The sequence below is a fragment of the uncultured Thiothrix sp. genome (assembly GCF_937876535.1).
Taxonomy (GTDB): domain Bacteria; phylum Pseudomonadota; class Gammaproteobacteria; order Thiotrichales; family Thiotrichaceae; genus Thiolinea.
In genome coordinates, this window is record NZ_CALFHZ010000019.1 from 51037 (window position 1) to 70558 (window position 19522).

Here is a 19522-nt window from a genome sequence, read left to right on the forward strand (position 1 = left end):
TTTACCCTTTTACTTCGCGACGTAGTACACGCTTGAGTGCATCTGCATCAAAGTCTGCGGTGACAATCGCTTCGCCTAAAGATTTCATCAGAATTAAGCGCAAACTACCATCCAAGACTTTTTTATCCACTGACATATATCGCATAAAATCATCACCCGTCATCGTAGTAGGTGGATCAACGGGTAAATGCGCTCGCTCTAATAATTGGCGGATATAAACTACATCAGCTTGAGCCAACCAACCCATTTGTGCTGACAGTTCAGCAGCCATGACCATGCCGGTAGCCACTGCCTCGCCATGCAACCATTGCCCATAGCCCATCGCCGCTTCAATCGCATGCCCAAAAGTATGGCCTAAATTCAATAAAGCACGCTGACCAGACTCACGCTCATCAGAGGCCACAACTTCAGCTTTATGCTGACAAGACCGATAGATTGCATAGCTTAAAGCCTCTGGCTGACGTGCTAACAAAGCATCCATATTCTCATCCAGCCAAGCCAGAAACTCTAGATCACGAATCAAACCATACTTAATCACCTCAGCGATGCCCGCACTAAGTTCTCGATCCGCCAAAGTACTTAAAGTATTGGTATCAATGATAACGGCTTGTGGCTGATGAAATGCACCAATCATATTCTTACCTAGAGCATGATTGACTCCAGTTTTACCACCGACTGAAGAATCAACCATCGCCAACAGGGTAGTAGGTACTTGAATGAAATTTACACCCCGTTGGTAACTAGCCGCGGCAAAGCCCGTCATATCCCCTACTACACCACCACCTAAAGCAATGAGCGTCGTTTTGCGGTCAGCTTTGGCTTCCAATAAATGAGTATAAATCTGATTGAGAGTATCTAAGTTCTTATAAGCCTCACCGTCCGGCAAAATCACTGCAGACTGTTTATAAGCCTTTAGAGCTGTATTAATTGAATCCAAATACAAGGGTGCAATAGTTTCATTGGATACAGTCACGCAACTTTTGCCTTGTACATGCACTGTTAACAACTCAGGCAGCTGCAATAAGCCTTGACCAATATAGATAGGATAACTGCGATCACCAAGATCAAGATTGAGCGTTTGCATAAGATACATCCTGTAGCTGGTTCAATTTTTGTGCGATGAGATTAACGATATGCGCCACTTTCTGCTTACCAGTAGGCACAATCAAATCAGCCACTTCTAGATAATGAGCTTCACGTGCTTGTAAGAGATTACGTAAAGTTTGCAGCGGATTATCAGTTTGCATCAAAGGGCGATTTTTGTCGTGGTGAATCCGACTATACAAATGTTCGGCTGAAGCACGAAGATAGATAACTTTGCCTCCCGTTTTCAAAGCAGCGCGATTATTAGCCCGTAGAATGCTTCCACCACCGGTCGCTAAGACCACCCCACGCAATTGAGTAAGCTCAGCAATAATCTGCTCCTCGCGATCCCGAAAGCCTTGTTCGCCTTCCATTTCAAAAATCGTTGGAATCGGCACTCCAGTGCGCGCCTCAATCACCTTATCCGAGTCATAAAACTCAAGATTAAAACGCCGCGCTAATTGCCGACCAATAGTCGATTTGCCTGCCCCCATGAGGCCAACTAAGATGATGTTGTCTTGCATGGTGGAGTTATGCCAGCAGTGCGCAAGGGAATCAAGCCAAATCATCTGACTTGATTCCTAAAACCAGCAATTACTTAGATTTGCTGTCGATAATTTTCGGCGTAACGAAGATTAACAGCTCACGCTTGGTATCACTCCGATTCGTATTGCGGAATACTTGACCTACCATTGGTAAATCGCCTAAGACGGGCACTTTAGTTGATCCTTTAATACGATTCTCCTCATGAACACCACCTAAGACGACGGTTTGCCCATTTTCTACCAAAACTTTGGTTTGGATTTCGCGGGTATCAATACTTGGAATATTGTTATACACCGCACCTACCGTATCTTGATTGACCTTCAAATCCATTGAAATATGCTCATCCGGCGTAATTTGTGGAGTTACTTCCAAACTCAACACGGCTTTCTTAAAGGAAGTACTTGTATTACCCGCCGAACTCGCTTCTTGATAGGGAATTTCCACACCTTGTTCAATAACCGCTTTGGTTTGATTCGAAGTAACAACCCGAGGGGTCGCAATAATCTCACCCTTACTTTCAGCTTGTAAGGCGGACAACTCTAAATCTAACAAAAAGTCAGAAGTAAGAATTGAGAAACCAAACTTACCCGCTGCTGCGGAAGTTGGTAGATTCACACTCAAGCGGTCGGTCAGACCTGGTAATTTCACTTGGCCTGCTGTTCCTGTTGAGTTGCTAGCCAGAGAGTTATAATAAGTATCCGTTGAAGAACCTAAACCCGCACCCGCGATCCCACTAGAACCGCTATTTGACCAATGAGGAGTTACACCAAAACGTGCACCCAATTGCTTACCAAAAGAGTCATTAGCAATAACAATCCGTGACTCAATAGCTACTTGTTGGACAGGAACATCCAACACCTTTATCAAATCGCGAATTTCAGCTACTTGTGTGGCTGTATCTTGAATTAAGAGCGTATTAGTCCGATCATCGAAGGACACATTCCCGCGGGGTGATAACAATGAATGGCTAGTATCACCTTCTGCCACCGTTTTACTTTTAATGAGAGTAGCTAAATCAGCAGCCTTAGCAAAATTAACTGGTACATACTCAGTAACTAATGGTTCCAACTCAATCTTGCGTTTGGCTACTTCGATTTCCTGAGCATCTTTTGCATCTAACTCCACATTCGGGGCTACCCAAATGACATTACCATTCTCACGCATCCCCAGATTCTTTGACTCTAGCACAATGTCTAAAGCCTGATCCCAAGGGACATCCTTGAGGCGTACTGTGATATTACCTTCTACAGTGTCACTCACCACGATATTTTTATTAGTAAAATCTGCTAACAACTGCAGTACTGCACGCACTTCAATATCTTGGAAATTCAGTGAGAGCTTTTCACCAGTAAAGGTTTTCTTCTTTTTCTCACCTAGCTGTTCTTTCTTGGGTGCTTTAATTTTATCGATATAAACTGTATAGATATTTTTATCGCGCTCTGTTCGATAAGTAAAATCCTCACTAGCCATCACACTAACGCGCCCGTTCATCTCACGTTGAGAAATCTGAATCGTGGATACAGGGGTCGCAAAATCGACAACATCAAGACGTTTTTGCCAGTTCATAGGCACATCGACATCTTCTAAAGTTAGGTTGAGCGTGTTTGCGGTTTTATCATCGGTAATCTTGGTTTCATTGTCTGGCAAAGTAATAATGACTCGTCCACCACCATCAGGCTCACGACGAAAATCAACAGAGCGTAAACCATAAATCGATTGTGCCTCCGCTAGTGCACTCACTATAGGGGGTTTAGCTACCTTTTTAGTTTGTGCAGGGACTGGCACTCCAGGTCTATAAACTAAAGGCTGGGTCACCTTAGGCGGTGGAGGAACCTCCTCGAGCCTGACAGGAGGCGGTGCCACTTGCGCAATAGTTTGAGCTGCTGGATTAATTTTTTTCGGATCAACCGTTGGGGCAGGGGCAGCTTTCTCTTGGCCTGGCTTAGTGTACCAATGGTAAGAATCCTCGGGATTAATATCCGCTACAGGTAGCTCAGGTTGTGTAGTTTTGGCTTGACCACTTTGGGTCGATTTACCAGTTGGTGAGAACAGAAGCACCATATCATTGCCACTGCTTTCAACCGTATAATCGACTAATGAGTCTAAGTTAAATACTAGGCGAGCTTGCCCTTTTGAGCCAGCAGCTTGAACAGCATTCACTACTCCACGCTTAGTATGGTTATGCCGTGCAGTAGGAGCAACTTCTACCCCTGGAAAATCAAAGACAATCCGTGGCGGATTCTCCATCACAAAACCTTTAGGAATAGCGACTGGAGAAGAAAAATTTAGCAGAACCTCAACTTTACCTGCTGCTGCTTCATTGACGCTAATATTTTCCAACTGATTATTAGCAGCTGCAGCAACTGCTGCCCACGATAGGCACGATAACAATACAACATTACGTGCAGTGGTTTGCTTTATTATTTTCATTATAGCTAACCTTACTCAATAAAATTATCAGGGCTGATTTAACGTAGAAATAGCCAACTCATTATCACGCTCTTTATAGCCACCAAAACCATTATCTACAATTTCAGATAATGACAGCCCTACATCTTTAATACTTGTAATTTTCCCATGATTTTTACCAATATAATTACCAGTTTTTACCCGATGCACTGCCCCATCAGGGATTCTAATCAGCGCCCAGAGCTCTTTATCTTTAAATACTGTACCAACCATACGCAAACTATCTAATTGGAAGGTTTCTAAAAATTCTGGAACCCGATTTTTATCAATCAATACTGACTCAGGAATCTCTGCTACTGTCTTAGCCTCTAAGACTGCACTATCAAAAGGATCCGTATCATGGCCTGGATAAATAAAGCGCACATAAGGTTTAATCGCTGGAATCGGCTCAATAGGCGCAGGCTGACGTGCTTTAACTTCATTCATATAAGCATGAAGATCAGACATGTTATCGCCACAGCCCGTTAATATTAAAGCACTCAGTAATACTGGCAAGCTTAACAGGGTTGATTTTCTTAAATTATTTTTATACATAATCATTCTCCGCAGGCTCACTTAATTCATTATTTTTTTGGAGCAGCTGCTGGAGCTGTTGCTGCTTTATCAGCTGGATTAGGTTTTATATCACTCTCTTCTAAGTAGCGATAAGTCTTAATCAGAGCCTCCATTCGTAAGCGCCGTGGGCCTTCTTGCTCTGCTGAACTACTGGGCTGAGGGGTAGTACCAGCATTTTTATTAACCTCTGGTAAAAGATTAATATTATGAATAGTTACAATCCGCGGTAAACCAGAAATATCACTTACAAAGGTCGCTAATTGCTGGTAAGTTCCCATTGCAATCAGTTTAATCGGTTTTTCTGCATAGAACTCTTTTAGGATTTCAGGCAAAGGCTCAAATAGTTCTATCTCTAGACCATTAGAAACACCTTTCTCAGAAATATCTAGAATCAAAGCAGGTATTTCAGTACTACTCGGTAATTGCTGCATTAAAGTACCAAAAGAATGTTGCATTTCCTCAAGTTGCTTTTCATAAGCAGCCAATTGGCTAGCACGTTTTTGTTTAGTTTCAAACGTAGTACGAAGCTCTATTTCTTTACGTTGCAAACCATCTAGCTCTTCAATACTGCTTGTAATCACTAATTTATAGCCTAAGAACATAATAAGTCCCATTAAGGCTACAACTACAATTACTTTGACCGGCCAAGGTACACTACCCGGATCCTCCGCGAGATTATTAACCTCCTGCAGATTCATTTTTCTTCTCCTCGTCCTGTTTTAATAGTTGTTGGACATCAAGTTTAAAATCGCGGAGAGGTGTCGGCCGCCCATCTTGACGTGCTACAGAAATAATATTTAGGTTAGAGGAGTTCAGCCATTGGGAAGCATCTAAGCTATCCATATAGGTAGAAACTCGGGCATTCGACTCTGCTTTACCTTCTACATGAACCACTGTATCACTTTGTTTAAGTGCTTCTAAATACATACCCTGAGGTAAAGCATTGGCCATCTCATCGAATAAGTGCACAATCGCTGGGCGGGTACTTTGTAAAGTTTCAATGATTTGCATGCGATCTAATAAGGCTTGTTTGGTAGAATCAAGCTTTTTAATTTGCTCAATCTGCTTATCTAGATCAGCAATCTCGTCGGTTAATAATTTATTACGTGATGCTTGGTAGTCGACCGCATTGCGCATATAAGTATGGCCAGCAAACACGATCAAACTCGCTAAAGCGGCTGAAGCCCCTAATAGAGCAAAGAATTGCTTTTTCTTGAGTTCGCGCTCTTTATCACGCCAAGGTAGTAAGTTTAAGCCTGCCATTAGTCTAATCCTCTCAAGGACAAGCCTGCCGCAATCAGTAGGGCTTGCATATCGTTAGTAAAACGCACAGGGCTGACCTTAGAACCAAGGCCGACTTGCGTGAAGGGATTAACTACTTTTACAGGTGTACCAATAACTGATTGAATTTGCTCATCAATACCCGGAATTCGGGCGCAACCACCTGAAATAAGGATTTGACTGACACTTTCACGTTGGCTGGAAGCATAATAAAACTGTAAGAAACGATGTAGCTGGCGAACCATGTTGTCTTTGAAAGGATCTAAAACTTCTGAGATATAGTTTTCAGGTAAATTACCTTCCTTTTTCGCTAAACCAGCCTCCTGCCAAGTTAAGCCATAACGATGCATGATTTGCTCAGTCAGTTGGCGACCACCAAAAGATTGTTCGCGTGAAAAAGTTAAACGCCCTTGCTCGAACACCGTGATACTGGTCATCGTTGCACCGAAATCGACGACGGCTACTGAGTCATATTGCTCCAACTCATTCGTAAGCTTACGCAATACCTTTTCTAAAGCATGAGTTTCTGTATCCACAATATCAACAGTTAAACCTGCCATTTCTGCTGCAGCCACCCGCACTTCGACATTCTCAGAGCGCGTACCTGCTAACAGAATATCGATCATATCCGGATTAGTCATGGAAGGGCCTAAGACTTCAAAGTCATAGCTCACCTCTTCCATCGCATAAGGAATATGCTGATCAGCCTCCAAGGCAATCTGTGCTTCCATCTCAGCTGTAGGGATTGATGCTGAAAGCGTGATGATTTTATTGATCGCCATCGAGGTAGGAATGGCTAGGGCACAATGCTTTAGGCGAGTACGGCTTTCACGTAAAGCACGACGAATAGCTTCTCCAATTGGCTCAGGCTCGATGATGTCCTTTTCATTGGATACACCGTCTGGCAAAGGGGCGACTGCATAACTTTCGATTCGATATTCACGGCCCTTTTTGGACATTTCCACTAGCTTGATCGCAGAGGAACTGATATCGATACCAAGTAGGTTGGGTTTACGGCTATAAAATGAAAACACGGCGACTCACATTTATATTTATTTTTATTATTCAAGTTTCATAGCATGGTAGCGTTGTATCTAAAAATAGTCTACTCTGACTGTCTTGGTAGCGCGTCGGTTTCAGATGAACGGGGAAAGCGAATCACACCATAACAAAGCTGACTTCAACACTTTATAACTGGCAAAATCCTCGTCCCAGTCTTAAGAATTTTACCGTCTGACATCGCTTAAAATTACTAAAAAAATAGATTCAGGTTAATACGGGCACTATGCGTTTTTTCATTCACTTCATTACCTTTTTACTCAGTTCTCTACTGAGTCTTAGTACAGTAGGGCTTGCCATTTTAGCGGGTTTATATTTCATTTATTCACCGCAGTTACCGAACAGTGAAGATATCCGCAAAATCGATATTCAAGTTCCACTGCGCATCTACTCACGTGACGAGCGTTTAATTGCAGAATATGGCGAAAAACGTAGTCGTCCAGTGAATTTTAATGAAATCCCCGAACGCCTACGCCAAGCCTTCATCGCCATTGAAGATGCACGTTATTATGAGCATCAGGGGATAGATCCTAAGGGGGTCTTTCGTGCCTTATACGTGGCATTGGCAACTGGGCATAAATCTCAGGGTGCTAGTACCATCACCATGCAATTAGCTCGTAATGCTTTTCTTGATAATGACAAAACCTTTGCGCGTAAGTTTAAAGAAACTTTATTAGCCATCCGTTTAGAGCAAACCCTCACGAAAGAAGAAATTTTAGAGCTTTACTTAAATAAAATCTTTTTGGGTAATCGCGCCTATGGGATTGCTGCAGCGGCTGAAACTTATTATGGCAAAGAATTAAAAGACTTAAGCCTTGCAGAAATGGCTATGATTGCGGGCTTACCAAAAGCTCCTTCGCGCTATAATCCCATCGTCAATGAACCTCGAGCGATGACACGGCGTAATTATATTTTACAACGTATGGCTGAGCAGGGTTTTATTAGCCCAGATGAATTTAAACTAGCGGTTAAAGAACCTAATACTGCCTCAGTACATAAAACTGATATTGAAACTTACGCCCCCTATTTAGCTGAAATGGTACGCGCTGCTATTGTCGAAAAATATCAAGATAAAGCCTATACCCAAGGTTATGATGTTTATACCACCCTTGATTCACAAGCACAGACCTATGCCACTAATACTTTGCGTAAAACTTTAGAAGATTATGACCGCCGCCATGGTTATCGCGGTGCTGAAGATCATATCAATCTTGAAGATTACACCAGCCAAGATGAATTACTGGATAAACTTTCAACTTATCAAACGGTGGGTGACTTACAAGCGGGTTTAGTTTTAAAAAGCTCTAAAAACGAAGCATCCATCTTATTAATGGATGAAAATATCATCACTTTACAAATCGATGATGTAAAATGGGCCAGTAAATTTATTAGTGCTAATCGTCGTGGCTCTACCCCACGCCGTGTCTCTGACGTACTAGTAGCTGGCGACATTATTCGGGTACGCCCACAAGTTAAAACTAACCCCAAGCCTGAAAGCGAAGAGACAACAGACAACGATACCCCAACTGTAGCTAGCTCTGCTAATTGGCAATTAACTCAGATTCCAACTGTAGGGGGAGCTTTAGTACTCATGGATCCACACAATGGTGCCATTCGAGCTGTGATGGGGGGATATGATTTTTATCACAGTAAATTTAACCGTGCGACTCAAGCAATGCGCCAACCCGGCTCTAGCTTCAAACCCATCATTTATTCAGCTGCCCTATCACGAGGTTTTGCACCAACTAGCGTAGTGAATGATGCACCTATTACTATTCCTGGTAGCAATTGGCAACCTAAAAATTTTGGTGGCTCTTATATTGGTCCAACTACCTTAAGTGAAGCTTTGGCTAAATCGCGAAATTTAGTTTCCATTCGCTTATTAAGAGATACTGGTATTCCTTATACGATTAATTATGCGACTCGCTTTGGCTTCCCACAAAAAAATTTACCACCAAATTTAACTTTAGCTTTAGGCACAGGGATTACAACACCGGTACAAATGGCTACTGCTTATTCTGCTTTTGCCAATGGCGGCTTTAAAGTGGATGCGCATTTTATTAATCGAATTCAAGACAGCAATGGACAAGTCTTATTTGATGCTACTACCGAGACTCGCCAAGTTTGTGGCGATGATATTAAACTGTGCCCAATTAGAAAACCCAAAAAAGCAACTGAACCTTTAGCTGAAACACTAAATACTGCAGAAGAAAAAGATAAAAAGACTAAAGCTGATAAAAAAGAAACAGATGACACCACTAAAACTGCTACGGAAGAAGTTGAAGTTTCTGACTATGAAACTGAGCCTGGTAAAATTGCTCCCGCAGCTACGCGCATTATGGATTCACGCACCCAATATCAGATTGTCACTATGATGCAAGGTGTCACTCAATTTGGGACTGCCGCCGCTGTAAGCAAAGCCTTACATCGTAGTGATATTGCTGGTAAAACCGGAACAACTAGTGATGAGCGTGACTCTTGGTTTTGTGGTTTTACCCCTGATTATGTAGCGGTAGCTTGGGCCGGCTTTGATGATATGGCTGAATTAGGTGAAGGTGAAACTTCAGGTAAAGTCGCAGTACCCATGTGGATTAGCTTTATGCAGAAAATCTTAAAAAACGTGCCAGAAAAGAAATTTAAGAAGCTAGAAAAGCTGCAATTGGTTAAAATCGATGCTAAGACTGGCCTTCTAGCGGATGATGCTACTACTGAAACGGACATTATTGAGGAAAAGCTAGTCTCACAACCAGAAGTTGAAGCCCCAAAATCAGAACAAGCTAAAACTGAAAAATTTGAGTTTACTAGTGCCGCTAACGAACCTGACACCCATCCTACTACTCGCCAACCAGCAGAAGCAGTACGCCCAGCACCGGTCCGTAAGCGTGAAGCTGTTGAAATTCCTGAACAAATTTTCTAAATGTATATTGAAAAAAACCTGCGTCAGCTAGTTGCTGACGAAACTGCACGTCTACTGTATGAAGAAGGCTACCGTGATTATCGAGTCGCTAAACAAAAAGCAGCTCAACGCTTAGGTGCAGATAATCAGGCGAAAAACCAGCCGAGTAATGAAGAGATCGAACAAGCTTTACAAGACTATGTGCAATTACTGGATCAAGCAGAACATCAAGCCAATTTAAAGTTACATCGTGAGATTGCTTTGGAGGCAATGGAGTTTTTGCAGCCTTTTCAGCCGTACTTGACTGGCTCTGCCTTAGATGGAACTGCAGGCCCACTTTCGGCGGTGACTTTGCACTTATCTGCAAATCGTGCGGAGGATGTGCTTTTCCATTTAGAAGAGCAGAATATCCCGTTCCAGATTCAAGAACGTAAGGTTAAAGCAGGCAAAAAACAGGATTATTTTCCACTCTTACGCTTGTATGTGGATAATGTCGAAGTGGAATTAATGATCTTTCCTGATGACGGCCGTGCGAGCATGTCTGCTTTAAACTCGATGACCGGCAAAGGGCTTAAGCGCGCTGATACTAAACGTTTACAGGAAATTTTAGCTGCGATGCCTTAATTAAGCTGCAGCTTTACCTGCTTTGCCAAACTCGTGAACTGCATCGACTAAGACTTTGACATGATCAGGATTAATATGCTGATGAATGCCATGACCTAGATTAAAAACATGACCCGTGGCATTTGTAAAATCACGAATAATGCTAGCAACTTGCTCACGAATCGCCTCAGGTGAAGCGTAAAGCACGCAAGGATCCATATTCCCTTGTAGGGCGACTTTATCACCCACACGCTGCGCTGCCTCTGCAATATTAATCGTCCAGTCTAGACCTAAAGCATCACAACCGGTTGCTGCCATTGGCTCTAACCATTGCGCCCCACCTTTAGTGAAGATAATGACGGGAACACAACGACCTTCCGCTTCGCGCTGTAAGCTATCTACGATTTGCTGCATGTAAGCTAGGGAAAATTCACGATATGTACTAGGCGTTAAACTGCCGCCCCAAGTATCGAAAATCATTACAGCTTGTGCGCCCGCTGAAATTTGTGCATTCAAATAGCGAGTGACACTTTTAGCTAGTTTTTCTAAGAGTAAATGTAAGGTACGCGGATCGCCATACAGCATCCCCTTAACTTTGGCAAAGTCTTTACTTGATGAACCTTCCACCATATAAGTGGCTAGCGTCCAAGGGCTACCAGAAAAACCAATTAGGGGCACACGACCTTGTAAATCACGGCGAATGGTGCGCACCGCATCCATGACATAGCGCAATTCATCTTCAGGATCAGGAATCGGTAAGGCATTAATTGCTGCACGATCCTGTACAGGGCGCTCAAAACGCGGGCCTTCACCCTCAGAGAAATACAAGCCTAATCCCATCGCATCAGGGATAGTTAAAATATCCGAAAACAGAATGGCGGCATCTAAATCGAAGCGCTCTAAAGGTTGGAGAGTGACTTCGCAAGCAAGGTCTGGATTTTTGCATAAATCCATGAAACTTCCAGCACGCTTGCGCGTTGCCCGATACTCCGGCAAATAGCGCCCCGCTTGACGCATAATCCAAATCGGAGTGGTATCCACAGGCTGCTTCAGTAAGGCACGCAAAAAACGGTCATTCTTGAGTGGGCTGGCAGTACTCATAGGGACACTCCTAATCTAGTAGGCTTGAACAAACACAGAAATGCAGGTGAGAAAGCACCAGCGGCAGATTAGTAAATCAACCGCCTAAGCTAGCTTTGATGAGACTACTGACTTTGCCCATGTCAGCACGTCCTTGAGCTTTAGGTTTGACCCAAGCCATGACTTTACCCATATCTTTCACTGAAGCAGCACCCGTAGCAGCCACCGCTTCAGCCACTAAAGCAGCTAATTCGTCATCACTTAAAGCTTGCGGCAAGTATTCTTGAATCACATTGATTTCAAATTGCTCTTGCTCAGCTAACTCTAAACGCCCTGCTTCAGTATATTGGCGAATCGATTCACGCCGCTGCTTGACCATTTTATCGAGCACTGCTAGTACTGCAATATCGTCTTGCTCTTGGCGCGTATCAACTTCTTGTTGCTTAATTGCAGCCAAAACCAAACGAATAACGCCTAAACGTGCCTTATCTTGAGCACGCATGGCTTGTTTCATTGCTTCAGTGAGTTGCTCTTTTAAAGTCATTACAGATCGCCAGAGTAGGAGCAGTGATTAGTAGAGTCTTACGCGACGATTTAAGTCACGAGAAATACGCTTCAGATTACGCTTAACTGCAGCAGCACGCTCACGTTTACGGATAGCAGTGGGTTTTTCATAGAATTCACGCGCGCGAACTTCCGCAACAACACCTGCTTTTTCACAAGTACGTTTAAAACGGCGAACTGCAATTTCAAATGGCTCTGAATCTCTTACTCTTACACTTGGCATGGACAACTAATCTCAAAATTTAAGGTATACAAATGAATGCCATTACTGGGATGACATTTTCAGTAAATGCGCGATTATACCGGCCTAAGCGGTAAATGCAAAAACTACTGGTGTGTTTTCGATGATTTTTTAAGTTTTTTCGACAAACCGCCCATATAAAATCAAAGAATGTCCGGTAATTTCAAAGCCATGTTCGCGTGCAATCTCTTGCTGGCGCTGCTCAATCACCTCATCACAAAACTCAACCACCCGCCCGGTACGCACGCAAACCATATGATCATGATGCTCTTCTGAGGACAACTCAAATACCGCCTGTCCGCTTTCAAAATGATGACGGGTAACTAAACCGGCGGTTTCGAACTGGGTTAACACGCGATAGACAGTGGCTAGGCCAATATCATCACCATTCGCTAATAAACTTTTATAGATATCTTCAGCACTGAGATGGCGATCCGCTGAGTTTTCCAACAATTCGAGGATTTTCACTCGAGGCTGAGTGATTTTTAGACCGGCGCGCTTAATATCTTTTCCTTCCACTCTGCACTCTCCACGCTGAATGATCTATCATGACATTCGCTTTTCTCTAGTATAAGACCAACACTACCATGAAAAAACGTCTCATCACACTGACTCTTGTTGCACTCTTACTTTCAGGTTGTGGCCTGTATCGTATGAATATTCAACAAGGTAATTTAATTACACAAGAAGAACTTTCCCAATTACGTCCTGGCATGAGTCAAGCCCAAGTCCAAGACATTCTAGGCACTCCGTTACTGACAGACGATTTCCGCCAAAACCGCTGGGACTATGTATTTTATTTAAAAGAAGGTAATCAAGAAGCCAAACGGAGTGGGCTTACTGTATTTTTTAATCAAGCTGGGCAAGTTACTGATATTAAGCAGGATAAACCTGTCAGCTAATTCCTCTAGCCCCTTCCAACATTGAAGGGGCTTAGTATCTATTCTTCACCACTACCCTTTTTCATTTTTTTACCTTCAGCTGCACGTTGTTTGCGCACTTCTTTAGGGTCTGCAAGTAACGGCCGATAAATTTCAATCCGATCTTTGGCGCGCAAGACCGTATCCAAAGCGGCTAATTTGCCAAAAATACCGACATCAATTTCATCCATCACTAATTCTGGATAATGCTTGAGAATACCGCTAGCTACAATGCCTTCTCTAAGCGTAGCACCTACTGAAACAGTGGCTTTAAATAATAATTGCTCATGTGCAAGCGGATAAACCACTTCAATCGGAATTAACTCTACCTTAGCCATACACTTGCTTTGCCCGCCCTACGAAAGAATCCACTAAAGTATTCGCCACTTGGTTAAAGATCGGCCCAATCGCTAGACTCACCAATTTATTTGAGAACTCAAAATCCAAATCCAAAGAGACTTTACATGCCCCAGGCTTCAACTCATCAAAACGCCAGAAGCCGTGCAGGTGCTTAAAAGGTCCATCCACTAAGCTCATCTCAATCACTTTATTTTTCTGCATACGATTTAAAGTGGTAAAACTTTTATTGAGTGCTCCCTTAGCAATTTCAATAGAAGCTTTGACCTCATCCTCATTACGATCTAACTCAGCAGAACTACGACACCAAGGCAAAAATTGGGGATAATCACGAATCGCATCCACGAGCACAAACATCTGTTCGGCTGAATACGGGACTAGAGCGCTTCGGCTAATATGCGCCATGCAACCTTCCTTTCATTAGGGCTTAGAACCAAACACTCGCAAACGTTCATATTCGTGCTAGAACGCGCTATCATCTGGCAGATTCGCCACTATTGTAATTCAAATGACTAAGCAAAAGAAAAAATCTGCTCCCGGTGATAAAACTATTGCACTGAATAAAACCGCACGCTTCGAGTATTACATTGAAGATACTTACGAGGCAGGTTTAGTTCTGCAAGGCTGGGAAGTGAAAAGCATCCGCGACGGACGCGTGCAACTGAAAGAAGGCTTTATTCAATTTAATAAGGGCGAAGCCTATTTATTCAATGCCCTGATTACCCCCTTAATTTCTGCATCTACCCATGTGATACCTGAATCTAAGCGCACCCGTAAGTTGCTGCTACATGCGCATCAAATCAGTCGCTTACAATCAGATATTGATCGTAAAGGCTATACCGTAGTGCCAACCGCTATGTACTGGAAGAACAATCGCGTCAAGCTTGAAATTGGTCTGGGCAAAGGTAAGCAAATGCATGATAAGCGTTCTACTGAAAAGGAACGTGACTGGAATCGCGAAAAAGCCCGTGTGATGAAGAAGTAATAATGAGTGAGTTACTTGATCAGCTCTGTATTGTGATGATCCAAACCTCCCATCCGGGGAATATTGGCTCAGCAGCGCGGGCGATGAAAACCATGGGCATTCACGATTTGCGCCTCGTTAATCCCACACGCTTTAATTCCCCTGAGGTGAAAGCCCTTGCCTCTGGTGCTGATGATATTTTAGCGAATGCTCGTCTATGCAGCACCTTGCAAGAAGCACTCGCAGATTGCCACTATGTGATTGGTACCAGTGCGCGCTCAGAACGGAGTTTACGCTGGCCACAAATGGATGCGCGTGCCTGTGGAACATGGGTCGCTGAACATTTACCTCAACAGAAAATTGCTCTGGTATTTGGGCGTGAGCGTACCGGTTTGACCAATGAAGAATTAGAGCATTGCCAAGCCTTAGTACATATCCCGATGGCCTTCGATTTCTTTTCTTTAAATATTGCCGCAGCCATTCAAATTATTTGTTATGAATGCATGATGGCAGTACGCCAGAGCCAGACCGTACAAGCTCTCTCTTCTACCTCTGACTTAGATGAAGAACCTGCTACTGCAGCAGCGATGGAAAGCTTTTTTACGCATTTAGAAACAACTCTAATCGAAGTGGACTATCTTGACCCTGAAAATCCACGTTTGCTGATGCGCCGCTTGCGCCGTTTATTTGGCAGAATTAACCCGACCCAAAGTGAAGTAAACATTCTGCGCGGTATGCTTTCGGCCTTTCAGGGTAGAAAATTCACCCGTCGATCAAATTCGTGAATGAAATACTTGCATCAGGAAAAAAGATCGCATAGTATACGCGACTTCAACGCCGGTATAGCTCAGCTGGTAGAGCAACTGACTTGTAATCAGTAGGTCCTCAGTTCGATTCCGAGTGCCGGCACCAAATTTAAAGCCTTGTAAATGAATAGTTTACAAGGCTTTTTGCTTTTTAGAATTTTTTTAAATAAGTTAAGAAGCTTTATATAAGAATAGTTTCTTAATTTAAACAGATAGTTAAAGCCTAAACGCCAAATAATACTCTTTAATAAACTCGATACCTTTCAAATTGAATCGAGTTTATATTCATTTACAACAACAGGAAACTAATAGGGATTTAGGGTTATTTTGACTGGATTTGGCTTCAACTCCTTAGTCGCCCCAGAGCTGGCATCAACTGCCATGCCAATAATCCCACCGACTAAAACATTACCTGCCATTGCTGCTCCACCAGACCCTGCCATTTGTGAAGTTACGTTAATAGAGGCTGTTTCATAACCTGGCTTGGAAACAGTAACAGTGAGATCATTTTTACGTTTAACCTTAAAGCTAGTTGGGGTAGTTCCCTTCATACCATTAGATAATTGAACCTGTGCACCTGATGGTTCAGACTCAATAACTAACGCCTCAGTACTTCCTCGAGTAACTGTTGCACATCCGGTTAAACTTAAAAGAATTGCTGTTGTTGTCATTAATAACTTAAGACTCATTATATGCCCTTTATTTTTTTATTGAGGATAAAGAACAATTATAATTTATAACTAAAAAGCAATCATCGATTAAAAGTGTCAATATGGAAATTTACATATTAACACTCTATATCTTGTTTTTTTAAAATCATAAACGTTATCTGCACATTCAATTAGTTTCACTTAAGTAGCGTTGTTTATAACTGAATACACAAAAACTACTTTAAAAAAACCTATCTACTCAACAACTTAAGAAAACTCAATAAAGACTTTCCCATTCTCAATCTTAATTGGATAAGTTTTAATATCCTCATGCAAAGGTGCACATAGAGCCTTGCCTGTGCACACATCAAAGCGGCCTTGATGCAGTGGACATTCGATTTCTTTACCTTCTAAGAAACCATCACTGAGGCGTGCATGTCCATGTGTGCAAATATTATCAGTCGCAAAAACTTCACCTTCAACTTCATAGAAAGCGATTTCTTTGCCATTAATTTTGATAGCAGTTACATCACCTTCAGGTATGGCTGTTAAAGCTAAAGCTTCAATCCAGTTGTTATTCATTTATCGTCCTTAAATCGGGTAAATAATCGAGTTGGGAATCATCTCACTATCGTAAATACATAAACGGGAAAGAAATTTGAGACCCGCTGCAGTGCGTATAATTTCATCCCGATAATAGCCCGCATTAAATACGGTAGATTCCGCATCCAATTTAGTACGCACCACCACATAATTGGCTTCTGCACGGATTCGCTCGCCTTGTTCGTGCGGCTCAATACTCAGAATACTTGGAATACCCACAATATGGCGCTGATAGTAGGGATCGTAGTACAGAGTTTCTTTCACGCCATAAACACGATCACGAATCATTGCTTTGCTTTCGAGGGCTAATAAGCACAAAGGTAAATTCTGCTCAAAGTTTTCGCGGGGTTGCAGGCGATAAATCCCCTCTTCCACAAAAAACTCTGGCCATTTATCCCAGTCCGCTGAATCACAGACCCGCGCATAATCACTATAGAGATTCAACACCGCATAATAGGTTTGGAAATCAACCATGTTTTAAACCTCCATCACTTTGCGCCAATAGGCATACATACCGCGAATCAATGTTTCTGTGACCATATGCTCGGTATTGCCAATCTCATGCCCACCCATTTCTAATACAGTATGCTTAGTTGGCGACTGTTCAAACCCTTCTTGTGACCATTCAATCACTTCACCATCATCTGCCGAAACAAAACCTGCAGGGCCAAATAGATTCGCTTGAATCAACCGGCGTTGATGCATTTCTGGAGTATCATCGGCAAAACCGAAATGCGTCCAGACGAAATCAAATGAGCCATGCCCATTCGGTTGAATATGGCGAGTGGAGACACTATTCACCTGCTGCTGAATAATCACACTGGGGAAAATCGTCGTCATCACTGCAGTCGGCCCTTCCCACCAAGGCTCAGGGACAATATCCAATAAACGCGCATCATTTAGCTGCATGGTTTCTTTAAAACTATCTACGCCGCTAACTACCTCTTCATTCTTGCCACCTTTTCCACGAGTTGAAATCATCGCTGCATGGCGGAACTGCTCATCCATTTTTAGCTCAGATTTATTATCCGCTCGCCATAGGCCAAAGGTAGAAAACCAAGTATGCAGCAACCCCGGATGGTAAGGATCTTTAATATTCTCCTGCATCAGTTTCCAGTTGCCAGGAATACGTTGACGCCGATAGCCCAAGACCTTGAGCTGGCGACCATTAAACACGCGATCAAAATAATGCAGAATTGTTGAGCCGAGAAAATCCTCGAAAGACTCAATGCCGTGATCGAAAGAAGCAAATACGACACCACCGCGTGTGGCTACCTTAAGCTTAGTCAGGCCATGCTCTTCTAATTTAAAATCCTTAGGCATACCGCCATTGATTTTGCCCTCTTGCTTCACACCACGTCGAAATGGTACACCCTGCAAATCACCTTTTAAGCTGTAATTCCATTGATGATAAGGGCAGAAGAAATCTTTCTGATTACCTTGACGCTCCCGACAGAAACGCAAGCCACGATGCGCACAGACATTTTCCACCACATTGATATTGCCATCCATGTCGCGCACCATAATCACTGAGCGCTCACCGACCACAGAACGGCGGAAATCACCGGGATTAGGAATTTCTGCCTCCAAACCGATATAGCACCAGTGTTTACTATAAAATAAGCGCTCTAATTCACGTTGATGCAAATCGTCACGGGTATAAGCCCAGAAAGGCACTTGGCTAGTACCAGCTTCAGTCCATTGGGGATTTGGTGGGAATATTGACTCACTAGCGCTCATACAGAACTCTCCTCTTGAATCTCTGCATCATCGGCTAAAGCGCTTTATACGTCTATAAAGCAAAAATAATAGCTACTATCACCGCTATGAATATTAGAGAATTAAGTTTATGGCTTAAACTGAGCACGCTATGGACTTAAGCAAGATCGATCTCAATTTATTAGTCGTGTTCAATCAACTCTTGATTGATCGCAAAGTATCTTTAGTTGCTGAACATTTAGAACTCACCCAACCAGCCGTGAGTAATGCACTTAAACGTTTACGCTTACTTTTGGACGATGAGTTATTTTTGCGGACGTCACGTGGGATGGAACCGACTCCTTACGCGCAACAACTAGCAGAACCGGTCAGTTATGCTTTAAGTACCTTACATAGTGCTCTTAATCAGCGTTCTAGTTTTGATCCGATCACCAGCCAACGCACGTTCTCTTTAGCCATGACCGATATTGGCGAAATCTATTTCATGCCATTACTTATGGATGCTTTAGCGGAACAAGCGCCTAGGGTCTCGATTAGCACAGTACGCAATAACGCAATGAGTCTGCGTGAAAATATGGAAGCAGGTACTGTCGATTTAGCGATTGGCTTACTACCCAATTTACAAGCGGGCTTTTTCCAGCGACGCCTGTTTCAACAGCGCTATGTGTGTATTTATCGTCAAGGCCATCCACAAGCGCAAGCACCCTTATCCTTAGCTAGCTTTTCTGCTCTTGAGCATTTAGTGGTGATTTCAGCAAACACTGGGCATGGAGAAGTCGATAGTTTACTAGAGCGCACAGGAATTCAACGCAAGATTCGCCTGAAAGTTCCTCATTTCACCGCGGTGGGGCATATTTTGCAGCGGACTAATTTGATTGCAACCGTTCCAGAGCGCTTAGCTGTGCGTTTAGCAGAAGCCTTTAGCTTAGAAATATCACCGCATCCGGTGTCTTTACCGCCCATTGCGATTCACTTATTTTGGCATAGCAAATACCATCGTGATCCTGCAAATCGTTGGCTTAGGCAGCTGATTTTTGAGTTATTTTCAGAAAAGCCTTAGCCTGAATTTCTACATTATTTTTATTTCCAGCCTGTCAGAATTCGCAAATAGACCCTACTGCGAAGT

General features: G+C 43.0%; 23 protein-coding genes and 1 tRNA gene. 7 read left to right on the forward strand and 17 right to left on the reverse strand.

Annotated elements, in window-relative coordinates; translation table 11 throughout:
* Position 1: 1 nt before the first annotated feature.
* The 7 genes from aroB to pilM form a co-directional block, all read right to left on the reverse strand.
* Complete coding sequence (aroB, locus tag Q0230_RS10780) at positions 2–1084, reverse strand: 3-dehydroquinate synthase (protein ID WP_298610030.1); 1083 nt, start codon at positions 1082–1084, stop codon at positions 2–4.
* Positions 1065–1607 (reverse strand): shikimate kinase, encoded by a 543-nt coding sequence (locus Q0230_RS10785; protein WP_367274137.1) that lies wholly within the window; start codon positions 1605–1607, stop codon positions 1065–1067. The genes aroB and Q0230_RS10785 overlap by 20 nt, the downstream gene beginning before the upstream one ends.
* Before the next feature lie 70 nt (positions 1608–1677).
* Positions 1678–4059, reverse strand: coding sequence for a type IV pilus secretin PilQ (pilQ, locus tag Q0230_RS10790; RefSeq protein WP_298610032.1), 2382 nt, complete (start codon positions 4057–4059; stop codon positions 1678–1680).
* A 27-nt stretch (positions 4060–4086) separates the two neighbouring features.
* The gene (locus Q0230_RS10795; protein WP_298610033.1) at positions 4087–4632 is read right to left on the reverse strand and encodes a pilus assembly protein PilP; all 546 of its coding nucleotides are present in this window, start codon (positions 4630–4632) and stop codon (positions 4087–4089) included.
* 29 nt (positions 4633–4661) lie between these two features.
* Positions 4662–5351, reverse strand: a complete 690-nt coding sequence (locus Q0230_RS10800; protein ID WP_298610036.1) for a type 4a pilus biogenesis protein PilO — start codon at positions 5349–5351, stop codon at positions 4662–4664.
* A complete protein-coding gene (locus tag Q0230_RS10805; RefSeq protein WP_298610037.1) occupies positions 5332–5916 on the reverse strand; it encodes a PilN domain-containing protein in 585 nt (194 codons plus the stop codon). The genes Q0230_RS10800 and Q0230_RS10805 overlap by 20 nt, the downstream gene beginning before the upstream one ends.
* Positions 5916–6968 (reverse strand): type IV pilus assembly protein PilM, encoded by a 1053-nt coding sequence (pilM, locus tag Q0230_RS10810; protein WP_298610038.1) that lies wholly within the window; start codon positions 6966–6968, stop codon positions 5916–5918. The genes Q0230_RS10805 and pilM overlap by 1 nt, the downstream gene beginning before the upstream one ends.
* A gap of 251 nt (positions 6969–7219) precedes the next feature.
* Here pilM and Q0230_RS10815 point away from each other — a divergent pair, with 251 nt between their 5' ends.
* Positions 7220–9910 (forward strand): penicillin-binding protein 1A, encoded by a 2691-nt coding sequence (locus Q0230_RS10815; protein WP_298610039.1) that lies wholly within the window; start codon positions 7220–7222, stop codon positions 9908–9910.
* A complete protein-coding gene (locus tag Q0230_RS10820; RefSeq protein ID WP_298610040.1) occupies positions 9911–10513 on the forward strand; it encodes a hypothetical protein in 603 nt (200 codons plus the stop codon).
* On the opposite strand, the gene hemE is transcribed toward Q0230_RS10820, so the two are convergent.
* The 4 genes from hemE to fur form a co-directional block, all read right to left on the reverse strand.
* Complete coding sequence (hemE, locus tag Q0230_RS10825) at positions 10514–11593, reverse strand: uroporphyrinogen decarboxylase (protein ID WP_298610041.1); 1080 nt, start codon at positions 11591–11593, stop codon at positions 10514–10516.
* A 76-nt stretch (positions 11594–11669) separates the two neighbouring features.
* A complete protein-coding gene (locus Q0230_RS10830) occupies positions 11670–12116 on the reverse strand; it encodes a GatB/YqeY domain-containing protein (protein WP_298610042.1) in 447 nt (148 codons plus the stop codon).
* Positions 12117–12143: 27 nt separating this feature from the next.
* Positions 12144–12359 (reverse strand): 30S ribosomal protein S21, encoded by a 216-nt coding sequence (gene rpsU, locus Q0230_RS10835; protein WP_298610043.1) that lies wholly within the window; start codon positions 12357–12359, stop codon positions 12144–12146.
* A 129-nt stretch (positions 12360–12488) separates the two neighbouring features.
* Positions 12489–12896, reverse strand: a complete 408-nt coding sequence (gene fur / locus Q0230_RS10840) for a ferric iron uptake transcriptional regulator (protein WP_298610044.1) — start codon at positions 12894–12896, stop codon at positions 12489–12491.
* A gap of 68 nt (positions 12897–12964) precedes the next feature.
* Here fur and Q0230_RS10845 point away from each other — a divergent pair, with 68 nt between their 5' ends.
* Complete coding sequence (locus Q0230_RS10845; RefSeq protein WP_298610045.1) at positions 12965–13279, forward strand: outer membrane protein assembly factor BamE; 315 nt, start codon at positions 12965–12967, stop codon at positions 13277–13279.
* A 38-nt stretch (positions 13280–13317) separates the two neighbouring features.
* Here the strand turns inward: Q0230_RS10845 and Q0230_RS10850 are convergent, their stop codons facing one another.
* Entirely contained in the window at positions 13318–13635 is a 318-nt protein-coding gene (locus Q0230_RS10850) for an RnfH family protein (protein WP_298610046.1), read from the reverse strand.
* Positions 13628–14059 (reverse strand): type II toxin-antitoxin system RatA family toxin, encoded by a 432-nt coding sequence (locus Q0230_RS10855; RefSeq protein WP_298610047.1) that lies wholly within the window; start codon positions 14057–14059, stop codon positions 13628–13630. Before Q0230_RS10855 ends, Q0230_RS10850 begins: the two co-directional genes overlap by 8 nt.
* A gap of 103 nt (positions 14060–14162) precedes the next feature.
* Between Q0230_RS10855 and smpB the strand changes: the two genes are divergently transcribed.
* From smpB to Q0230_RS10870, 3 genes are all read left to right on the forward strand, one after another.
* Complete coding sequence (gene smpB / locus Q0230_RS10860; RefSeq protein WP_298610048.1) at positions 14163–14639, forward strand: SsrA-binding protein SmpB; 477 nt, start codon at positions 14163–14165, stop codon at positions 14637–14639.
* 2 nt (positions 14640–14641) lie between these two features.
* Positions 14642–15403: an RNA methyltransferase gene (locus Q0230_RS10865; RefSeq protein ID WP_298610050.1), complete on the forward strand. Its 762-nt coding sequence runs from the start codon at positions 14642–14644 to the stop codon at positions 15401–15403.
* A 51-nt stretch (positions 15404–15454) separates the two neighbouring features.
* Positions 15455–15530: transfer RNA gene (locus Q0230_RS10870), tRNA-Thr, on the forward strand.
* A 199-nt stretch (positions 15531–15729) separates the two neighbouring features.
* Here the strand turns inward: Q0230_RS10870 and Q0230_RS10875 are convergent.
* The 4 genes from Q0230_RS10875 to Q0230_RS10890 all read right to left on the reverse strand — a co-directional run bounded on the left by Q0230_RS10875 (position 15730) and on the right by Q0230_RS10890 (position 18417).
* Positions 15730–16113, reverse strand: coding sequence for a PEGA domain-containing protein (locus tag Q0230_RS10875; RefSeq protein WP_298610051.1), 384 nt, complete (start codon positions 16111–16113; stop codon positions 15730–15732).
* A 228-nt stretch (positions 16114–16341) separates the two neighbouring features.
* The gene (locus Q0230_RS10880; RefSeq protein ID WP_298610052.1) at positions 16342–16656 is read right to left on the reverse strand and encodes a non-heme iron oxygenase ferredoxin subunit; all 315 of its coding nucleotides are present in this window, start codon (positions 16654–16656) and stop codon (positions 16342–16344) included.
* A 9-nt stretch (positions 16657–16665) separates the two neighbouring features.
* On the reverse strand, positions 16666–17151 hold the full coding sequence (locus Q0230_RS10885) for an aromatic-ring-hydroxylating dioxygenase subunit beta (protein WP_298610053.1): 486 nt from the start codon (positions 17149–17151) through the stop codon (positions 16666–16668).
* Positions 17152–17154: 3 nt separating this feature from the next.
* Positions 17155–18417 carry an aromatic ring-hydroxylating dioxygenase subunit alpha gene (locus tag Q0230_RS10890; RefSeq protein ID WP_298610054.1) on the reverse strand — a complete coding sequence of 421 codons (1263 nt, stop codon included), beginning with the start codon at positions 18415–18417 and terminating at the stop codon, positions 17155–17157.
* Between the two features lie 130 nt (positions 18418–18547).
* Here Q0230_RS10890 and Q0230_RS10895 point away from each other — a divergent pair, with 130 nt between their 5' ends.
* The gene (locus Q0230_RS10895) at positions 18548–19456 is read left to right on the forward strand and encodes a LysR substrate-binding domain-containing protein (protein ID WP_298610055.1); all 909 of its coding nucleotides are present in this window, start codon (positions 18548–18550) and stop codon (positions 19454–19456) included.
* Positions 19457–19522: the final 66 nt, after the last annotated feature.